Here is a 17,853-nt window from a genome sequence, read left to right as displayed (position 1 = left end):
CCGCCGGACGCGGGCGCTCGGCCCGCGCCGCCCCCTCATGACGGCACACGGTTTCCTCCTCTTCGATACGGCGATCGGCCGGTGCGGCATCGCGTGGGGCGCGCGCGGCGTCGCCCTCTTGCAGCTCCCGGAGGGGCGCGAGGAGGGCACGCGCGCGCGCCTGCTGGAGCGCCTGCCGGGCGCGCTCGAGGCGCCGCCCCCGCCCGACGTGCAGCGCGCCATCGACGGCATCGCCGCGCTGCTCCGCGGCGAGGCGAGCGATCTGTCCGGCGTCCCGCTCGACATGGAGCGCGTGCCGCCGTTCCACCGCCGCGTCTACGAGGTCGCGCGCGCCATCCCGCCGGGCGCCACGCTGACCTACGGCGACATCGCGGCGCGGCTCGGGTCGATCGGCGCGGCGCGCGCCGTGGGGCAGGCGCTCGGGCGCAACCCGTTCGCGATCCTCGTGCCGTGCCACCGCGTGCTCGCGGCCGGCGGCAAGGTCGGCGGCTTCTCCGCCGACGGCGGCGTCACGACCAAGCTCCGCCTCCTCGAGATCGAGCGCGCCCGGCCGGCCGGCGCGCCTCAGGCCGACGGCGCGGCGGCCAGCGCCCCTCAGGCCGACGGCGCGGCGGCCAGCGCGCCTCAGCCCGGCGGCGGCGGCGCGTACGGCTTCGATCCGGCCGTCGCCGTCGAGCGCCTGCGCGCGTCCGACGCGGCCCTCCGGCGGCTCATCGATCGGGTCGGGCCGTTCGGCATGCGGATCGACCGGACGTCGAGCCTCTTCCTCGCGCTCGCCGAGTCGATCGTCTACCAGCAGCTCACCGGCAAGGCCGCGGCGACCATCTTCGCGCGCGTGCGCGCGCTCTTCCCCCCGGCGCACGAGGGCTTCACGCCCGAGCAGCTCCTGCGCGCCTCGGACGAGGAGCTCCGCGCGGCCGGCCTCTCGCGCGCGAAGCTGCTCGCGCTGCGCGACCTCGCGCGGAGGACGAAGGACGGCGAGCTCCCCACGCTCGCCGAGGTCCACGGCATGGACGACGAGGCGATCATCGAGCGCCTCACGCAGGTGCGCGGCATCGGCCGGTGGACGGCGGAGATGCTCCTCATGTTCCGGCTCGGCCGCCCCGACGTGCTGCCCGTGGACGACTACGGCATCCGCAAAGGTTTCGCGTTCGCGTTCAAGCAGCGCGACCTGCCGGGGCGCAAGGACCTCGAGCGGCGCGGGGCGCGCTGGAAGCCGTACCGCACGGTGGCGAGCTGGTACCTGTGGCGCGCGGCGGAGCTGGCGCGGGAAGACTGACCTCGCGCTCCCGCGGCGGCCGGGGCTGTCCCCGCGCCGCGCCCAAGGCGGCGCGGCTGTCGACCGGCCCTGGCCTTGATGCGCGGCCTGCGCAGGGGTCGCCTGTCAGGCACGCTCTGACGCCGGCGGCTGCAGAAACGCCACAGCGGGCTGTGCCGCATGGCGCGCTGCCGCGCGCACGACCTCCGGAGCACGCGCGACGGCTGGCCGGCGTCGATGCGCGGGGTTAAGTTCTCGCCGGCCACAGAGCGAGAGCGCCGCGTGGAGCGCCGCACGACGTTGGACAAGGGTCGCCGTCCCGACGGCGCCAGAAGAGCACTGGAGGAGCACGACAGTCATGCTGAAGAACCTCGAAGGGCAGCGCGTTCCGGATGTCACGTTTCGCACGCGTGTCGACGGTCAGTGGAAGGACGTGACCACGAAGGACGTGTTCGCGGGCAAGAAGGTGGTGGTGTTCGCGCTGCCGGGCGCCTTCACGCCCACCTGCTCGAGCAGCCATGTGCCGCGCTACAACGAGCTCGCGGCAGAGTTCAAGCGGCGCGGGGTCGACACGATCGCGTGCATCTCGGTGAACGACGCGTTCGTGATGGACGAGTGGTGCAAGGCGCAGGAGGCGGACAAGGTCCTGTTCCTGCCCGACGGGAACGGGGAGTTCACCGAGAAGATGGGGATGCTCGTCGACAAGGCGAACCTCGGGTTCGGCAAGCGCTCGTGGCGCTACTCGATGCTCGTCGAGGATGGCGTCATCAAGAAGATGTTCATCGAGCCCGAGAAGGACGGCGATCCCTTCGAGGTGTCGGACGCGGACACGATGCTGAAGCACCTGGATCCGTCGTCGAAGGCGCCGAACGACGTGCTGATGTTCACGAAGCCGGGGTGTGGCTACTGCGCGAAGGCGAAGCGGCTCCTGGAGGAGCGGGGCCTGGCGTACGAGGAGGTGGCGGCCTCGCCGCGCCGGCTGCGGGCGGTGAGCGGGAAGTCGTCGACGCCGCAGGTCTTCATCGACGGGAAGTACATCGGCGGGGCCGACGAGCTCGAGGCGTACTTCGCGAAGGCCTGATTGACGGGGGCCTGGCTCCTCGTGGCCAGGTCTCTCCCTCTCGCTCAGGGGCGGTACCGCGGATCGTCGAGGAAGGCGGGATCGGTCAGCGACCGCAGGAACGCCGCCAGATCGGCCTTCTCGTCCGGCGAGAGCCCCAGCTCCTCGATCTGCGGATCGGTGGAGACATGGCCCAGACCGCCGCGATCGTAATGGTCGACGACGTCCTCCAGCGTCGCCAGCGATCCATCGTGCATGTAGGGGGCGCTCGCCGCGATGTTCCGCAGGCCGGGCACCTTGAATTTCCCGAGGTCTCCCGTCCGCCCGGTGATCCTTTGCCGCCCGACGTCGCCGCCGTCGAGGTAGGTGCCGTTGTTGAAGAAGCCCTCGTTGGTGAGCCTTCCGGCCGGGTGGCAATGGAAGCAGCCAGATCGCTCGCTCAGGAACAGCGCCTCGCCGCGGCGCTCGGCGTCTCCGAAGCTCGTGTCGTCCCCGCGCAGGTGCCGGTCGTAAGGGCTGTCGGCGCTGACGATCGAACGGACGAAGCTGGCGATGGCCTGGCGCAAGGGCTCCTCGCCGGGCGGCCCGCCATAGGCATCCGCGAACGCCTCGACGTAGGCGTCATCGCCGACGACGCGAGCGACGGCCTCGGCGAGCGATAAATCCATCTCGTCGGGGTGCTCGATGGGCATCCCCGCCTGCTCTTCCAGGGTGGCCGCGCGGCCGTCCCACAGGAAGCTCTCGCCCCACGCCAGGTTCACAAGCGCGGGCGCGTTGCGCTGTCCCAGGTGGCCGTCGACCCCTCGGGAGACGGGGTCCGGCTCGGCGAAGGCGTGCTCCTGGCGGTGGCAGCTCGCGCACGCCACCTCGCCGGTGCGAGAGAGGCGCTCGTCGAAGAAGAGCCGCTTGCCGAGCTGGGCCCTCGCCTCGGTGAGCGCGTTTTCGGCCGGCGCCCTCGCCGCCGCGGCGCGCGCCGGAAACCCGGCGGGGATGGCGTCCGTGACGAGCGGCGGCACAGGTCCGGTGCCCACAGGCCCGTCGTCGCCGCATCCGCTCGCGAGGAGCAGCGCAGCCAGGCCGACGGCGCCTCCGCGGCGCAAGCTCGGCGTCACGGACCGAAGGCGAACACCGTCAGGTCGGGGAGGCTGCGCCGCAGGCGCTCGCCCGCAAGGAGCTCGTCGCCCACGGGCCCGGGCGGCCCCATGTACCCGGTCAGGTCGACGTCCGCCGTGGCGCCCGCGAAGACCTCGTCCATGGCGACCCGGACGACCTTGCCCGTCGAGCCGCTCTCGGGCACGGCCACGGCGCCTCGCACCTCGACCCTGGGGACGAGATCCATGACCAGGTTGCCGCCCATGTGGACCGCCGGCGGGACCGTCCCGTCGTCCGGCTCGACGGGCTCACCTCCGGCCGGCGGATCCACCCTGCCCTCGTAGCGCAGCCAGAGGTAGCCGGTGTGCGGCCACGTCATCTGGGAGGCGTCCGACAAAGGCGCGACGTTTTGCGCGGGCTGGGAGACATTGCAGGCCTGGTGCAAGCCCCAGACGAAGCTGACGCCTTCATAGCTGCCAGCCGGAGCGCGCAGCCGGAGCGTGGCCGAGCCCGGGTCCTCGGCGTTGTAGAAGTAAACCCCGTGAGGGGCGGGGGCGCCGTCCGGGCCGACGATATCGACGGGCACGAGATCGCCGCCCGCCTGGATCAGCGCCGCGTGCGAGACGTAGAAGCGGGCGTTGAGCGGCGTGACGGTGCTGCCGTCCGGCGCGGCGTTCGGCTCGCCGAACACGAACGGCTCGCCGCCGAGGACGAGCTCGAACGCGAGCTCGACGATGGCGCCCTCGGTCCGGATGGGCGCCGGCTGCTGTGCGCAGCCGGCCGGCCACGTGGCCTCGGCCTCTCCGCCCGCGCCGCCCGCGCCACCCGAGCCGCCGTCGCCGGCCGCTCCCCCCGTGTCGCTCCCTCCGCCGGTCCCGTCGGGCTCGCTGCCGCCCGCCCCCCCGGTCCCGGAGGCCGTCTGCTGAGGCGAGGGCGCGCCGCAAGCGGCTGCCACGCCCAAGAGCAACCCGATGAAGCCGAACAAGCTAGGAGATTTCATGGCGGGCGCGATTGTACGCGAGGACGCACCCCACGGGAACGGGTGACGCATCCCGGGCATTGGCAAGAGGACGCGAGGCGTCCTCTCCCTGGCGCCGCGTCTCCTTGCTCGGCTTGCTGGGCTTACTCGGCGTACATCTGGTCGATCACGCCGCGGAAGCGCTGCTCGATCACGTTGCGCTTCATCTTGAGCGTCGGCGTCATCTCGCCGTCCTGCACCGAGAACTCGCGGCCGAGGACCGTGAACCGCTTGATCTGCTCGAAGCTCGCGAGCCCCGCGTTCAGGGCGTCGATGTGCGCCTTCACCTGGCCGACCACCTCGGGGGTCGTGATCGCGGCGTCGCCGTTCAGGGCGCCACGGCCCTTCAGCTCGGCGAGCTTCGCCTCGGTCAGGGTGATCAGCGCCGAGAGGTACTTGCGGCCGTCGCCCACCATGCACACCTGACTGATGATCTCCGCCGCCTTGAGCTTCTCCTCGATCGGCAGCGGCGCGATCATCTTGCCGCCGGAGGTCTTGAGGATCTCCTTCTTGCGACCGCGGATCTTGAGCTGCCCGCGCTCGTTCCACTCGCCGAGATCGCCCGTGTGCAGCCAGCCGTCCTCGAGCGCGGCCGCGGTCGCCGCCTCGTCCTTGTAATAGCCGACGAACACGTGCCGGCCGCGCGTCAGGATCTCGCCGTCGTCGGCCAGCTTGAACTCCACGCCGGGCACGGGCTTGCCCACGGTCCCCGCGCTCTCGACGCCAGGCTCGGTCATGCAGATGACGCCCGTCGACTCGGTCTGGCCGAAATCCTCGAGGATCTCCAGGCCGAGCGCGCGAAACCACGTCGAGATGTGCGGCGCGAGCGCCGCCGCCCCCGAGGCCAGCATCTCGGCCTTGCCCAGGCCGAGGGCGGCGCGCACCTTGCCGAGCACGAGCTTGTCCGCGAGCTTGAGCTGCAACGCGTCGAGCGGGCTCGGCGCCCGCTTCGCATACTTCGCCTCGGCCACGCGCGCGCCGACCGAGAGCGCCCACTCGGCGAGCTTCTTCTTCGCCCCCTTGCCGCCGCGCACCTTCGCCATCACGCCTTCCATCATCTTCTCCCAGAGGCGCGGCACGCAGAGCAGCAGCGTGGGCTGCACCTCGGGGAGCTCGACCGAGACGTTCTCGAACTTCGAGCAGAAATTGACGGCATAGCGCTGGGTGATGCCGACCCCCACGTTCTGCAGCTTCTCGGCGATATGACAGAGCGGGAGGAACGAGAACATCGTGCCGCGCGCGAACGGCAAGCCCCAGTACTTCACCACCATGTCGGACGTGTAGGCCAGGTTGTCGTGCGAGATCATCGCCCCCTTGGGGTTGCCCGTCGTGCCCGAGGTGTAGATCAAGAACGCGCCGGCCCTGGGGTCGATCTTCGCCAGGTAATCGGCGTACGTCTTCGCGCCCGGCCGCTGCGCGAGCGCGCGGCCCTCGGCCAGCGCCGATTCGTACGAGATCGCCTTCGGAGAGATCGACGTGTCGCCGTCGAAGACGAGGATCCATCGCACGCTGTCAGGGGCGGCGGATTCGCCCTTCTCCCCGGAGATCTTCTGGAAGTATTCCCGGTTTTGCACCGCGAGCAGCGTCGCCTCGGTATGCGTCAGGATGTAGTGGATGTCCTTCGCCGTGGAGTTCGGATAGAGCCCCGCCGACTTGCCCCCGACGAGCAGCGCCGCGAGATCGACGTGCACCCATTGCGGGCAGTTGTACGAGAGAATCGCGCCGATCTGGCTCGCGTCGAACCCCCTCGACTCGAGGAACAGCGCCAGGTGGTGGACCCGGTCGCGAACGTCTCGCGCCGTCAGCGTCGTCCATTCGCCCCCGGATTTGTAACGCTGGGCCGGCGCGTACGGGGATTCGTTGGCCCACTGATCCAGACGGTGGAGAACGGTGCTCATGGCATCTTCCTGCGGCCTCGGGGCCTCGGGTGGGTGATCGGAGCCCAGGATGCGGGAGCCGCCAGGGCATTGTCAATCAGCCTCGAAAGCGCGCTGGCGCGCCGGTCCACCACCGGAGGCTTCCGAGGTTCCGGAGGCCGCGCTCGACGCTGGCCGCCGAGCGCCACGACCTGATACGGTCGCTCCACAGGGACCTCACCTCGCGTAGCCGCCATGCCGCATGTCCCCGAGCGCTTTCAGATCGTCCGGCGGCTCGGGGCAGGCGGCTTCGGGATCGTGTACGAGGCGCTCGATCGCGCGCGCGGCGAGCGCGTCGCCCTGAAGACCCTCGCGCGCGTGAGCGCGCCGGCGCTGTACCGCTTCAAGCGGGAATTCCGGGCGCTGGCCGACATCGCGCACGACAACCTGGTCCGGCTCCACGATCTCATCGGCAGCGGAGACGAGTGGCTCTTCACCATGGAGCTCATCCACGGTGTGGACTGGCTCACCTACGTGCGCGGGCAGGGCGCCGCAGGCGGCGCCGCGCCAACCACGGCCCCGGCCCCGGAGACCCATCTCCCGAGCACGGCGCCCCCGGACGAGGGAATCGATCTCGACGCCACGCAGGAAGAAGCCGTCGTGCGCTGGCCCGCATCGCCCACGTCGATCGATGTCGGCGCGGACCATCGCCCGGAGGCGCGCGCCGACGTCGCGCGGGTGCGGTCGTCCCTCGTCCAGGTCGCTCGGGCGCTGCTGGCCGTGCACGAGGCGCGGCTCGTCCACCGCGACCTCAAGCCCTCGAACGTGCTCGTCACGCCCGAGGGGCGCGCCGTCGTGCTCGATTTCGGCATCGCCTCGCGCCTGTCGCACAGCGGGCAGAGCGCGACCGACGCCGAGCAGCTCGTGGGGACGCCGCGGTACATGGCGCCGGAGCAGGTGAGCGCGCGCGCCGTCGCGCCGAGCGCCGACTGGTACGCCCTCGGCGTGATGCTCTTCGAGGCGCTCGCAGGAGAGCCGCCCTTCGCGGGGACGCCCCTCGAGATCCTCGCCGAGAAGCAACGCGCCGCGCCCCGCCGGCTCCAGGACGTCGCGCCGTGGGCGCCGGACGACCTCGCCAGCCTCGCCGACGATCTCCTGTGCACGGCGCCGGAGCGGCGCCCCTCCGGCCCCGAGGTGATCCGGCGCCTCGGCGGTGCGGGCAGCCCGGCGGCCCCGGCCCCGGCGCAGGGCGGCCGCGGCGCGCGCGCGGCGCGCCCGCCGCCCGGACCGGAGCTCGACGCCCTCGCCGGCGCGCTCGCGCGGGCGCGCGGGGGGCAGCCGTGCCTGGTCCTCGTCCACGGCGCCGCCGGCGCGGAGCCGGGCGCGCGCGTGCGCGCCTTCCTCGACGGATGGGCCGAGGACGCGCTCGTCCTCGAGGGCCGGTGCCACGAGCGCGAGCAGGTGCCGTTCAAGGCGCTCGACGGCGCGATCGACGCGCTCAGCCGCCACCTGGTGCGGGCCCCGCCCGAGCAGGCCGCCGCGCTCATGCCCCGCGGCGCCGCCGCGCTCGCCCGCGTCTTCCCCGTGCTCGCGCGCGTCCCGGCCGTGCGCGCCTCGCCGCGGAGCCCCGCCGACGACGAGGGCGAGCCGCGCCTCCGGGCGCGCGCGTCGGCCGCGCTCCGCGACCTGCTCGGGCGGCTCTCCGATCGCCGCCCGGTGATCGTCTTCATCGCCGACGCCCACTGGGGCGACGCGGACAGCGCCGCGCTGCTCGCGGAGATCATGGCCCCGCCCGACCCGGCCGCGCTCCTGCTCATCGTCGCCCACCGGGCCGAGGGCGACGATCGGCAGGAGCGCGGCCCGCTGCTCGCGGCGCTCCGCGCCTCGCCGGCGATGGCCGCGGTGCACACCGTCGAGATCGACCTCAGCTGAACCCCGGCGCGAAGATCGCCGCGATGCGGGCCGGGTTCCGGATGCCCTGGCCCGCCATCCACGCGTCCGCGGCCTCGATCAGGGCGCGGCCCTCCTCCCCGCCGAGGAGCTGGCCGCGGCGGCGGCGCGCGCAGGCGGCGAACAGGGCCATCTCGCTCCCGTCGAACGCCGCCGCCGCCGCCTCGAGGAGCGAGAGCGCCCGGGCGGCCTCACCCCGCTGCGCCGCGATCGCGGCGCGCAGCGACGTCGCCATCGGCGCGACCCACGGCGCGCCCTCGCGCGAGAGCCGCCGCGCGTCCCGCTCCGCCTCGCCGAGCAGGCGCCGCGCGAGCCGGGCGTCGCCGGGGGCCGCGCGCGCGGCGGCCTCGAGCGCCGCGGAGGCGCGCAAATGATGAATCAATACGCGGTAGTACTGGAACCTCGGCAGGAACGACCAGGCGATCTTGCGCCAGCGCTCCCGGATCCGCCGCCGCGCCGCGAGCGGCGCCCCGGCGTAGAGATCGATGCGCCCGAGCGCCACGGTCTCCAGGCAGTCGAGGTGGTCGAACGAGCGGCGCGGCCACCGCGCCATGGCGGCCAGCACCTCGTCGCGCGCGGCGTCCGGCCGGTCCGCGGCGAGCGGCACGATGTACGTGAGCCCCACCCGGAAGAAGCTCGCGGCGTAGAGGTCGCCGCGCGCGTCCGCGTCGGCGATGCGCGGGGCCGCCAGCCGGGCCAGCGCGTCGAGCTCCCCGCGGTGGTAGTGGGCCACCATCATGAACCGGCTGCTCGTGCCGAGCTCCCACGCGACGCCGGCGCACCGCGCCCGCAGGAGATCCTCGGCCTCGCGGCAGAGCGCGAGGCCCTCGGCCCAGCGCCCGGAGAGGCACTCGACGACCCCGAGCATGCACTTGTTGACCGCGACGAGGTACGGATCGCCGACCTTCTCCGCGAGCGCCGCGGCCGTGGCGTAGCGCCGGTGGGCGAGGCGGCGCCCCACGACGTGATCGGTGCCGAGGTGCCCGATCTCGGTGGCGATGGCGCGGGCGAGGCGGTAGGGCTCGCCCGCGCGGAGCGCGAGGAAGAGGTGCCGCGCCTGGAGCGCGGCGCCCTGGAGGACGTCGGCCATCGCGAGCCCGACCGAGGCCGACCAGCAGATGTCGAGGCGCGTCAGGGTCTCGGCCGGCAGCGCGCGCGCGTCGCGCTCCCGGAAGCGGAACCCGCGCAGGCGCAGGAGGATCCGCCAGAACAGGAGCGAGAGCAGCACCGCCCACCGGCGCTCGGCGAGCCGCATGCCCACCGAGGCGAGCACGCCCGCGAGCGCGCGCTTGCCCTCCTCGATGTGGCCGCTCACGAGCAGCTGCTCGGCGGCGCAGCGCCGCAGATCGAGGCTCTCCCGCGGCGCCGCGCCCTCGGCCGCGGCGGCGTACGCCCGGGCCGCCTCGGCGCCGCGGCCGGCGTTGCGCAGGGCGTGGGCGAGCTTGATCCGGAGCGCGCGCGCGTCGTCCGCGCCGGCCGCGCCGTCCCCGCCGCCCGCGCCCGCCGGCGCCGCCTCGAGCGCGGCGGCGTAGTGCTCCGCGGCGCGATCGAACGCGAGCGCCTCGGCCGCGCGATCGCCCGCCTTCACCGCGTAGCGCGCCGCCTCGTCGGCGCGCCCGCCGCGCCGGAAGTGCATCGCGAGCACGTCCGCCTCGGCCCGCCCCGACGCCTCCAGGACGGCGGCGAGCGCGAGGTGGACCTCCGCGAGCTCCGCCGCGCCGAGCTGCGCGAGCGCCGCCTCGCGGATGCGGTCGTGGAACGTCTCGAGCTCCTGCTCGTCGCGCTGGCCCCGCGTGCGGATCGCGCTCCCGGCCCGGAGCGCCGCGAGCGCGGCCTGCTCCTCGTCGGGGGTGAGCCCCGCGGCCTCCCGGGCGTCGCGGCGGCCGAGCGGCTTGCCCGACACGGCGACCACCTCGAGCAGGCGCCGCGCCGCCGCGGGCAGGCGCAGGAGGCGGCCCGCGAGCACCGACCCGAGCCGGACGCCGGCGCCGCGCGACGACTCGGGCGCGGCGCGCCCCTCGACCTCGCGCGAGAGCTCGAGCACGAAGAACGGGTTCCCCTCGGCCTCCTCCGCGATCGCGTCGGCCTGCGCGGCGGCCCGGTCGCCGCCGCCGAGGAGGGCCAGGGCGAGGGCGCGCCCCTCCTCGGGCGAGAGCGCGCCGACGGCGAGGGCGCGGACGTCGCCCGCGTCCGCGCCGGCCGCGTCGGGCGGGAGCAGCCGCGCCACGAGCTCGCTCCGCGCGGCGTCCTCGCTCCGGTAGCAGAGGAGCAGGAGGAGCGCGGGCGCGTCGGGCTCGCGCAGGAGGTCGGTGAGGAGCGCGGCGCTGTCGGTGTCGCCCCACTGCAGGTCGTCGATGAACAGGACGAGCGGCCGCCGGTCCGCGATCCGCGCGAGGATCTCGCGGAGGGCGGCGAACCCGCGCCGGCGGAGCTCCCGGGCGTCCGGGGGCTCGACCTCGCGCCGCGGCGCCCGGGCGATCGCGTCGACCCGCCCGAGCACGGGGAAGAGCCGCACGACCGCGTGCACGTCGCGCGGCATGAGCTCGGCGGCGTCCAGGCGGGGGAGGCGCGCGAGGTGGCGGCTGAGCGCGTCGATGAGGCTGTCGACGGCCTTGTACGGGACGGACTCCCGCTCGTAGCAGCGGCCTTCGAGGACGACCGCCTCGCCCGCGGCCGAGAGCTCGTCGAGGAAGCGGCGGACGAGGGCGGTCTTGCCCGCGCCCGAGGTGCCGTGGATGTGCACGGTGGTCGCCCTGCCGCCCCTCGCGCGCGCGAAGGCGCCGCGCAGCGCCTCGAGGTGCCCCGCTCGCCCGACGAACGGCGCGCCCGGGGCCGGCGCGCTGCTCCGGGCCCGGGGCCGCTCGGGCGCGCCGGCCTCGCCGCGGGCGCGGCCCTCCGCCTCGCCGTCCGGCGGCGAGAGCCGCCGGAGCACCTCGTGCGCCGGGGGCCGCTCGCCGGGCTCGGGCCGCAGGAGCTCGGCGCAGAGCGCGTCGAGGTCCCCCGGGATCCCGTCCGCCAGCGCGCTCGGCGGGGGCGGCCGGTCCCGCTGCTTCTGCACGATGACCTCGAGCGCCCCGCCCTCGAACGGCCGCCGGCCCGTGAGCGCCTCGTAGAGCATGACGCCCACCGCGTACCAGTCGCAGGCGGGCGACAGCGTCCCGCGCCTCGCCTGCTCCGGCGCCATGTAGGCCGGCGTCCCCGCGATGTGGCTGCCGCTCTGGTCGATCGAGCCCGCCGAGAGCTCCGTGACGAGGCCGAAGTCGAGGATGACGACCCGGCCCTCGGGCGTCACGAGCACGTTCGACGGCTTCAGGTCGCGGTGGAGCTTGCCGGCCGCGTGGAGCGCGGCGAGGCCCTGGGCGAGCTGCAAGAGCGCGCTCCGGAGCGGCCCCCAGCGCGGCGGCGGGGCGGCGGCCGGCGCGCGCGCGGCGTCGCCCAGGCCGCGCGCGGCGTCGCCCAGGCCGCGCGCGGCGTCGTCCAAGCCGCGCGCGGCGTCGTCCAGGCCGCGCGCGGCGCCGGAGGCGACCGGCTCGGGCCACGTCGACGAGACGACCGGCGCCGTCTCGTCCGGATCGCCGCCGGCGGGGGCGCGCATCGAGGCGCTCTGCGCCGGGGCGCGCTGCGCGGAGGGGCCGCGCACGGCGGAGAGGAAATCGGCGCCCTCGATGAGGTCCATCGTGAAAAACCACCGATCGTCCTCGGAAAACAGCTCGTGAAGCGCGACAAGGTTCGGGTGGACGACCTCGGACAGCGCCCGGAATTCGCGCTTGAACCGATAGAGCGCCACCGGGTCGAGGCGGTGGAGCGACTTCATTGCGACGCGCGCGCCTCGCTCGCGGTCGTGCGCCTCGTAGACGACGCCGAACGCGCCCTCGCCGAGGCGGCGGCCGATCGTGAATCGCGCTGTGCTGGAGAGCGGCCCCTGCATTCAATCGCTCTGCAATCCCGGCCTGCGGGCGGCGAGCCTACCATGCGGCGTGTCGCGGTTCCTGCCTGTGCAAGCGGTCGCCGGCGCCCGCCGCTAGCCTTGCGCGCGCTGGTGCCGAATGAGAGAGTCGGCCGCGAGGGGATGAGCGAGGCCACGGCGTCCTGGGGTCCGACCCGAACAGATGACGCGCCCCGCGGGGCCGGCGAGGGCGGCTCGTACCTGCTCGTCGTGCAGGGGAGCTCCTCGTCGGTGCTCCGCCTCCCGCGCAGCGGGGTGGTGCTCCTCGGCCGCGGGCCCCGGGCCGACGTGCGCCTCCGCAACACCTCGGCGTCGCGCGAGCACGCGAAGATCGTGCTGCTCGACGGGCGCGCGCAGCTCGTCGATCTCGGCAGCCGGAACGGCACCCTGCTGAACGGCGTCCCCGTCGACGGCGCGAGGCCGCTCGGCTCGGGCGACGTCGTGTCGATCGGCGACACGGTGGTGGTGATGCGGTGCCCCCGCCCCGCGAGGACCCGGCAGATCCTCGAGCTCGCCGAGCTGCGGCGCCGGATCGAGGCGGAGATCGACCGGGCGCTGCGCCACGACCGGCCGGCGGCGGTGATCGCCGTCCAGCTCGGGGCGGCCGCCGCCCGCGAGGCCGTCGCCGGCGCGCTGGAGCGCGAGCTCGCGGTGACCGATTTCGCGGGCTTCGAGGCCGACGACCGGCTGCTCGTGCTCCTGCCGGAGGCGGACGCCGCGGCGGCGGGCCACGTCGTGCAGCGGCTGCTCGACGCGGCGCGCGCCGCGTGCGCCGCCCCGCCGGCGCACGCGGCGCCGAGGGCCGGCGTGGCGACGGCGCCCGCGGACGGGTGCGACGCGGACACCCTGGTCGCGTCGGCGCGCGCCGCGGCGGAGGTCGCCCTGCCCGGGCAGGCGGCGGCCGCCGCGGAGGCGGTGACCACGCTGGAGATCGGCGGGCAGCGCACGGTGCTCGCCGACGCGGCCACGGTGCGCGTGTTCGACCTGATCCGGCGCCTCGCGGCGACGGACCTCCCGGTGCTCGTGACCGGCGAGACGGGCGTCGGCAAGGAGAGCGCGGCGCGCGCGCTGCACGAGTGGTCGCCGAGGGCGAAGCGGCCGCTCGTCACGCTCAACTGCGCCGCGATGCCCGAGAGCCTGGTCGAGAGCGAGCTGTTCGGCTACGAGCGCGGCGCGTTCTCCGGGGCGGCGGGCCCGAAGCCCGGCCTGCTGGAGCACGGCAGCGGCGGGACGGTCTTCCTCGACGAGATCGGCGATCTCTCGGCGAGCGCGCAGGCGAAGATCCTGCGCGCGATCGAGGCCAAGAAGATCCTCCGGCTGGGCGACGTGCGCGAGCGCGAGGTCGACATCCGCCTCGTCGCCGCGACGCACAAGGATCTTCAGGGCGAGGTGAAGGCGGGCCGATTCCGGCAGGATCTCTATTACCGCCTCGGCGCGGCCACCGTGATCTTGCCCCCGCTCCGGGAGCGCCCCCGGGAGATCCTCGCGCTCTCGCGGGCGTTTTTGGCCGACGCGTGCGCGCGTGCGGGGCGTGAGGAGATGGTCCTGTCGACCGAGGCGACGGAGCTCTTCGCGACCCATGCGTGGCCGGGCAACGTGCGCGAGCTGAAGAACGTGATCGAGTACATCGCGGCGACGGTCAGCGCGCGCATCGTCGAGCGGGGGCACCTGCCCGCGCCGCTCGCGCCGGCCCCGCCGCGCGCCGAGAGCGCGCCGCCCTCCGTGGCGCCGGCGGGCGCCGCGGCCCCCGCCTCGAGGGGGCCCGGCCGGAGCTTCCGGCCGCTCGCCGAGGAGGTGCGGGAGCTCGAGCGCACGCGCATCGCCGAGGCGCTCGCCGCGGCGGGCGGGGTGCAGACGAAGGCGGCGGAGGCGCTCCACATGCCGCTCCGGACCTTCGTGCTGAAGATGAACCGCTACGGGCTGGCGAAGCGCAGGCGGTGACGCGCCGCCCGGCGCGGCTCCGGGCGGAGTTGGCGCGTCTCGGGGCCGCGGGCCCCTTCCGGCGCTCCGCCGGCGGGCAGCGCTCGGCTCGAGAGCAGAGGGCCCTCGCCGAGGGGACGATGCGCCCGCCGCGCGATCAAATATTTACTTGCATGTATATATACCAGTGCGTATGTTTAGCCCATGCCCAGCTCGGAATTGTTCGAAGTGCTGGCCGACCCGACGCGGCGTCTGATCCTGGAGGCGCTGCTCGACGGCGAGCGCGCGGTCGGTGAACTCGTCGAGCTCGTCTCGATTCAGCAGTCCGGCGTCTCGCGCCACCTGCGCATCCTCGGGGAGGCCGGGTTCGTGGAGGTGCGGGCGGAGGGCACCCGGCGGCTCTATTCGCTGCGCCCGGAGCCTTTCCGAGAGCTCGACGACTGGGTGGGGCGCTACCGGTCGCTCTGGGAGAAGCGCCTGGATCGGTTTGGCCAGGCGCTCGAAGCGAGACGAACGGCGCGAAACAGCGGGACCAAGAAAGGACGAAGTGAATGAACGCGACAGCCGAAAAAGCCACCATCCTCATCGAACGCACCTATCCGGCGTCGGTCTCCGAGCTCTGGGAGCTCTGGGCGACCAAGGATGGATTCGAGTCCTGGTGGGGTCCGGAGGGGTTCCGGGTCGAGGTCCACGCGCTCGAGCCGAAGGAGAACGGGCTCCTCCATTACACGATGATCGCCGACGACCCGAAGGTGATCGAGGCCATGAAGCGCGGCGGGCAGCCGACGTCCACCGAGGTGCGCGCCCGCTTCAGCGCCTTCTCGCCGCAGAAGGCCCTCACCATCGCGAGCGTCATCGACTTTCTCCCGGGCGTCGAGGCGTACGAGAGCCGCATCGACGTCCTCTTCACCCCGCTGGCGCACGGCGCTCACATGGCCGTGACGCTCCACGCGATGCACGACGCGCACTTCACGGAGATGCAGAGGGCCGGCTTCACGAGCCAGCTCGGAAAGCTCGACAAGCGCTACACGAAGTGAGGGTCCCCTCGCGGGGCGCTCCCCGGCTCCGGCGGCTCTCCCGCGGCCGTTGCCCCGGCGGGCGCGGCCGAGTCGCCGCGCCCGCCCGGGCTGTCGCGGATCAGTGAACGCGCCCGATGCCGCGGCGGATGAACGCCGAGCGGCTCGCGGCCGCGCCGGGCCGCTCCGCGGTCGCGGCGGCTGCGAAGCCCGGGACGGGCGCGCAGACCAGCGCCTTCAGATCCTGGTTGCGGCGCGCGAGGTCGTTCAGCATGCGCGGCGCGCCGGTCACGGGATCGGGGACCTCGATGCCGGTCATGAAGCCGGACAGCGTCCCCTCGTTCCCGGGCGCCCTCACGTTCACATGCAGGAACGGCGTCCCGGTCTCGGCCGCCCCGTGGCACCCGTTGCAGGTGTTGAGCGAGAACTTGTGCCGCGCCTCGTTGTTGAGGATGCCCGGGGCCATCCACGCCGTGAGGTTGTTCAACGACGAGCCGGCGAGGAACGGGCTCCCCTGGAACGTGTCGGGCACCGTGTGCTGCTCCAAGAGGATCGCGGCCTCGTTCTGGTTCACGTAGGCCGCGAGCGTGGCCGAGCCGTCGAAGCCGATGTCCGGCGTCAGCTTGACCGTCGCCGGGCGCAGGAAGCCCGTCTCGGACGAGAGGACGAACTCGCGCAGCTCCCACGGGTCCGAGAGCGCGATCTCGTTCGTGCGGAGCTGCCCGAGCGCGCTCCCGTTCGGCCTGCCGGGCGCGGCGTTCCGGCCCGCGAAGCGCGTGGTGATCGCCTGGAGGGCGGCGTTGTACTCCTCGGACGGGAAGGGCAGGCTGCCGAGCGCGTGCCAGTCGTTCGCCCAGTCGAGCACGTCGGCCTCGGTCGACGCGGGGAGCTTGTACTCCAGGATGAGGGTGAACTGCTGCGCGAAGCCCTGGCTGAAGACGCCGAACACGAACCGCCCCTCGCCCGCGTGCCCCTCGGCGAGGTTCCGCACGTCGATCCTGTTGACGATGCCGAGCAGCATCAGCGGGGCCTGCCGGAGGTCGAGCGACCCGTCAGGGCTCCTCGGCCACTCGTCGAACACGACCTGTTGAATGGCCGGGCGCGCCGGCACCGTGAAGCCGTTCACGGCCTGATCGGTCAGCCAGGTATCGAACATCTGCTCGACCATGGCCGGCGCGTCGGCGGGCGTGGGGGCCATGTCCTCCATGAGCCGCGCGAACGTCCACGCGCCCGTCCGGGGATCGCCGGCCGGCCCGTTGAACGCGGTGCGGATGGGATCTTCGACAACGCTGAGGTGCTTCACGAAGATCTCGCGGTTCGTCCGGACGAAGCAGCCCGCCGGCGCGATCATCTCGTAGGTGAGGTTCCCTGACGCGACGAAGAAGGAATCGGGCGAGTCGGGGTTGATCACGTCGTACGTAAGCTGGTAGACGCCCGGGTCCACGGCCTCGGTGCCGGTCACGGTGACCGAGAACGTCGCCGTGCTCCCGGGCCCGACGTCGGGGATGCTCCCGGGGCTCACGGTGGAGAGGATCCCCGGCCGGCCGAAGAGGTTGAGGCCGTACTTCCGGGGGCTGCACTCCGCCTCATCGTTGTTGGTGACCGCGATCTGGTACGTCACAGGCGTGCCCGGGGGGCCGCTGCTCTCCGGCGTGGCGACGACCGTGCCGGGGTGCCGGATGCAGGTGAGCTGGGCGATGTCGTCGTCGGTCAGCGGGTTGGCGGAGACCCAGACCTCGTCGATGAGGCCCGCGAAGCGCTGCCGCTGCGGGTTGTTGCCGATCTGGATGGGCGCGTTGATATCGCGGATCGCGCCCGTGGCGCTGGCCTGGCCGGCCTGCGCGCCGTCGAGGAAGAGCCGCACGAGGTTGCCGTCGTAGATGCCCGCGACGTGCGTCCACACGTTGGCCCGGATCGGGGCGCGGGCGGTGACCGTCCGCCCGTTGGCCAGGGTGACGGCGAACCTCGCCTCGTTGCTCTGGACGACGAGCGAGAAGCTCGATCCGCTGTTGTTCCGCTCCTGCGCGATCGTCCGCACCGTCGACCCCGACACCGAGGTGGGGTTGACCCACGCCGCGACCGCGAGGTTCTGCCCGAACGTGAAGCGGGGATCGTCGGCGATCGTGACGGTGTCGTTGCTGTCGTCGAAGGAGATCCCGAGGCCGCTCTTGCCCTGCGCGCAGGCCGCTCCGGCCGAGCGGGTGGCCGTCGCGCCATTGCCCGAGGCGTCGGACAGCTCTGTCGTCGAGCTGTCGCAATCGTCGAACCGCCAGAAGCCGACCGCCGACCGGGGCGCCGAGAGCGGCGCGATCGCCGCGCCGATCGGCTCGTCGGCCTGATCGAGCGCGAGATCTGCATCACCGGATGAGCCTTCGCCGACATCATGGCTTCCGCATGCGGCGGCGCCCAGGGCGATGAGGGCGAGGACCGCGGCCGCGCTGGTTTTGGTCGCAAGAGGATGGGCGAAGCCGAAGGAGAGGTTCCGCATTGACGTTCTCGTTGGGTGAAAGTTGACCGCACGGGCTCCGACCGAGCGCGGAGCGCTGCAGCGGGTGTCCGTCTGACTCGACCGGGCTGTTCGGGTTTGGCGCTCGCGCGAGCCGTGGTCTCCAAGAGTCACCACGACCGCGCTGGCATCGAGCGCTTCCACCTGGCAGCTCGCGCTCCAGGCGACCGACGACCGGCCGATTCCTTAGCGAGCGGAGCTGCTCAATTCAATGCTCCAGCGCTGCTGAAG

At 73.6% G+C, this 17,853-nt stretch carries 11 protein-coding genes; 6 read left to right on the top strand and 5 right to left on the bottom strand.

The genetic code is table 11. The annotated features are described in order from the left end of the window. Positions 1-37 precede the first annotated feature (37 nt). Together WME98_RS30745 and WME98_RS30740 are read left to right on the top strand one after the other, a co-directional pair. Complete coding sequence (locus WME98_RS30745) at positions 38-1,279, top strand: methylated-DNA--[protein]-cysteine S-methyltransferase (protein WP_437945279.1); 1,242 nt, start codon at positions 38-40, stop codon at positions 1,277-1,279. Between the two features lie 337 nt (positions 1,280-1,616). Continuing rightward, positions 1,617-2,339, top strand: coding sequence for a glutathione peroxidase (locus tag WME98_RS30740; protein WP_061622110.1), 723 nt, complete (start codon positions 1,617-1,619; stop codon positions 2,337-2,339). Positions 2,340-2,383: 44 nt separating this feature from the next. Here the strand turns inward: WME98_RS30740 and WME98_RS30735 are convergent, their stop codons facing one another. The 3 genes from WME98_RS30735 to WME98_RS30725 form a co-directional block, all read right to left on the bottom strand. Further along, complete coding sequence (locus WME98_RS30735) at positions 2,384-3,349, bottom strand: cytochrome-c peroxidase (RefSeq protein ID WP_437945278.1); 966 nt, start codon at positions 3,347-3,349, stop codon at positions 2,384-2,386. 77 nt (positions 3,350-3,426) lie between these two features. After that, positions 3,427-4,410: an MbnP family protein gene (locus WME98_RS30730; RefSeq protein WP_437945277.1), complete on the bottom strand. Its 984-nt coding sequence runs from the start codon at positions 4,408-4,410 to the stop codon at positions 3,427-3,429. A 122-nt stretch (positions 4,411-4,532) separates the two neighbouring features. Further along, positions 4,533-6,326 (bottom strand): AMP-dependent synthetase/ligase, encoded by a 1,794-nt coding sequence (locus WME98_RS30725; protein WP_437945276.1) that lies wholly within the window; start codon positions 6,324-6,326, stop codon positions 4,533-4,535. A 213-nt stretch (positions 6,327-6,539) separates the two neighbouring features. On the opposite strand from WME98_RS30725, the gene WME98_RS30720 reads away from it, so the two are divergent. Continuing rightward, positions 6,540-8,216: a protein kinase domain-containing protein gene (locus WME98_RS30720; protein WP_437945275.1), complete on the top strand. Its 1,677-nt coding sequence runs from the start codon at positions 6,540-6,542 to the stop codon at positions 8,214-8,216. Here the strand turns inward: WME98_RS30720 and WME98_RS30715 are convergent. Further along, on the bottom strand, positions 8,209-12,162 hold the full coding sequence (locus WME98_RS30715) for a protein kinase domain-containing protein (protein ID WP_437945274.1): 3,954 nt from the start codon (positions 12,160-12,162) through the stop codon (positions 8,209-8,211). The two genes, WME98_RS30720 and WME98_RS30715, sit on opposite strands and share 8 nt — an antisense overlap. A gap of 111 nt (positions 12,163-12,273) precedes the next feature. Between WME98_RS30715 and WME98_RS30710 the strand changes: the two genes are divergently transcribed. From WME98_RS30710 to WME98_RS30700, 3 genes are all read left to right on the top strand, one after another. Beyond that, positions 12,274-14,121, top strand: coding sequence for a sigma 54-interacting transcriptional regulator (locus WME98_RS30710; RefSeq protein ID WP_437945273.1), 1,848 nt, complete (start codon positions 12,274-12,276; stop codon positions 14,119-14,121). A 183-nt stretch (positions 14,122-14,304) separates the two neighbouring features. Then, positions 14,305-14,655 (top strand): ArsR/SmtB family transcription factor, encoded by a 351-nt coding sequence (locus WME98_RS30705; RefSeq protein WP_437945272.1) that lies wholly within the window; start codon positions 14,305-14,307, stop codon positions 14,653-14,655. Then, positions 14,652-15,137, top strand: coding sequence for an SRPBCC family protein (locus WME98_RS30700; protein ID WP_437945271.1), 486 nt, complete (start codon positions 14,652-14,654; stop codon positions 15,135-15,137). The genes WME98_RS30705 and WME98_RS30700 overlap by 4 nt, the downstream gene beginning before the upstream one ends. Positions 15,138-15,237: 100 nt before the next feature. Here WME98_RS30700 and WME98_RS30695 read toward each other — a convergent pair whose 3' ends face one another. Then, positions 15,238-17,604, bottom strand: coding sequence for a LamG-like jellyroll fold domain-containing protein (locus WME98_RS30695; protein WP_437945270.1), 2,367 nt, complete (start codon positions 17,602-17,604; stop codon positions 15,238-15,240). Between the last annotated feature and the right edge of the window lie 249 nt (positions 17,605-17,853).

This window comes from Sorangium sp. So ce296 (genome assembly GCF_051529605.1).
Lineage (GTDB): Bacteria > Myxococcota_A > Polyangia > Polyangiales > Polyangiaceae > Sorangium > Sorangium cellulosum_D.
The sequence above is the reverse complement of the archived record's forward strand: the minus strand, read 5'-3'. Positions and strand labels throughout refer to the sequence as shown.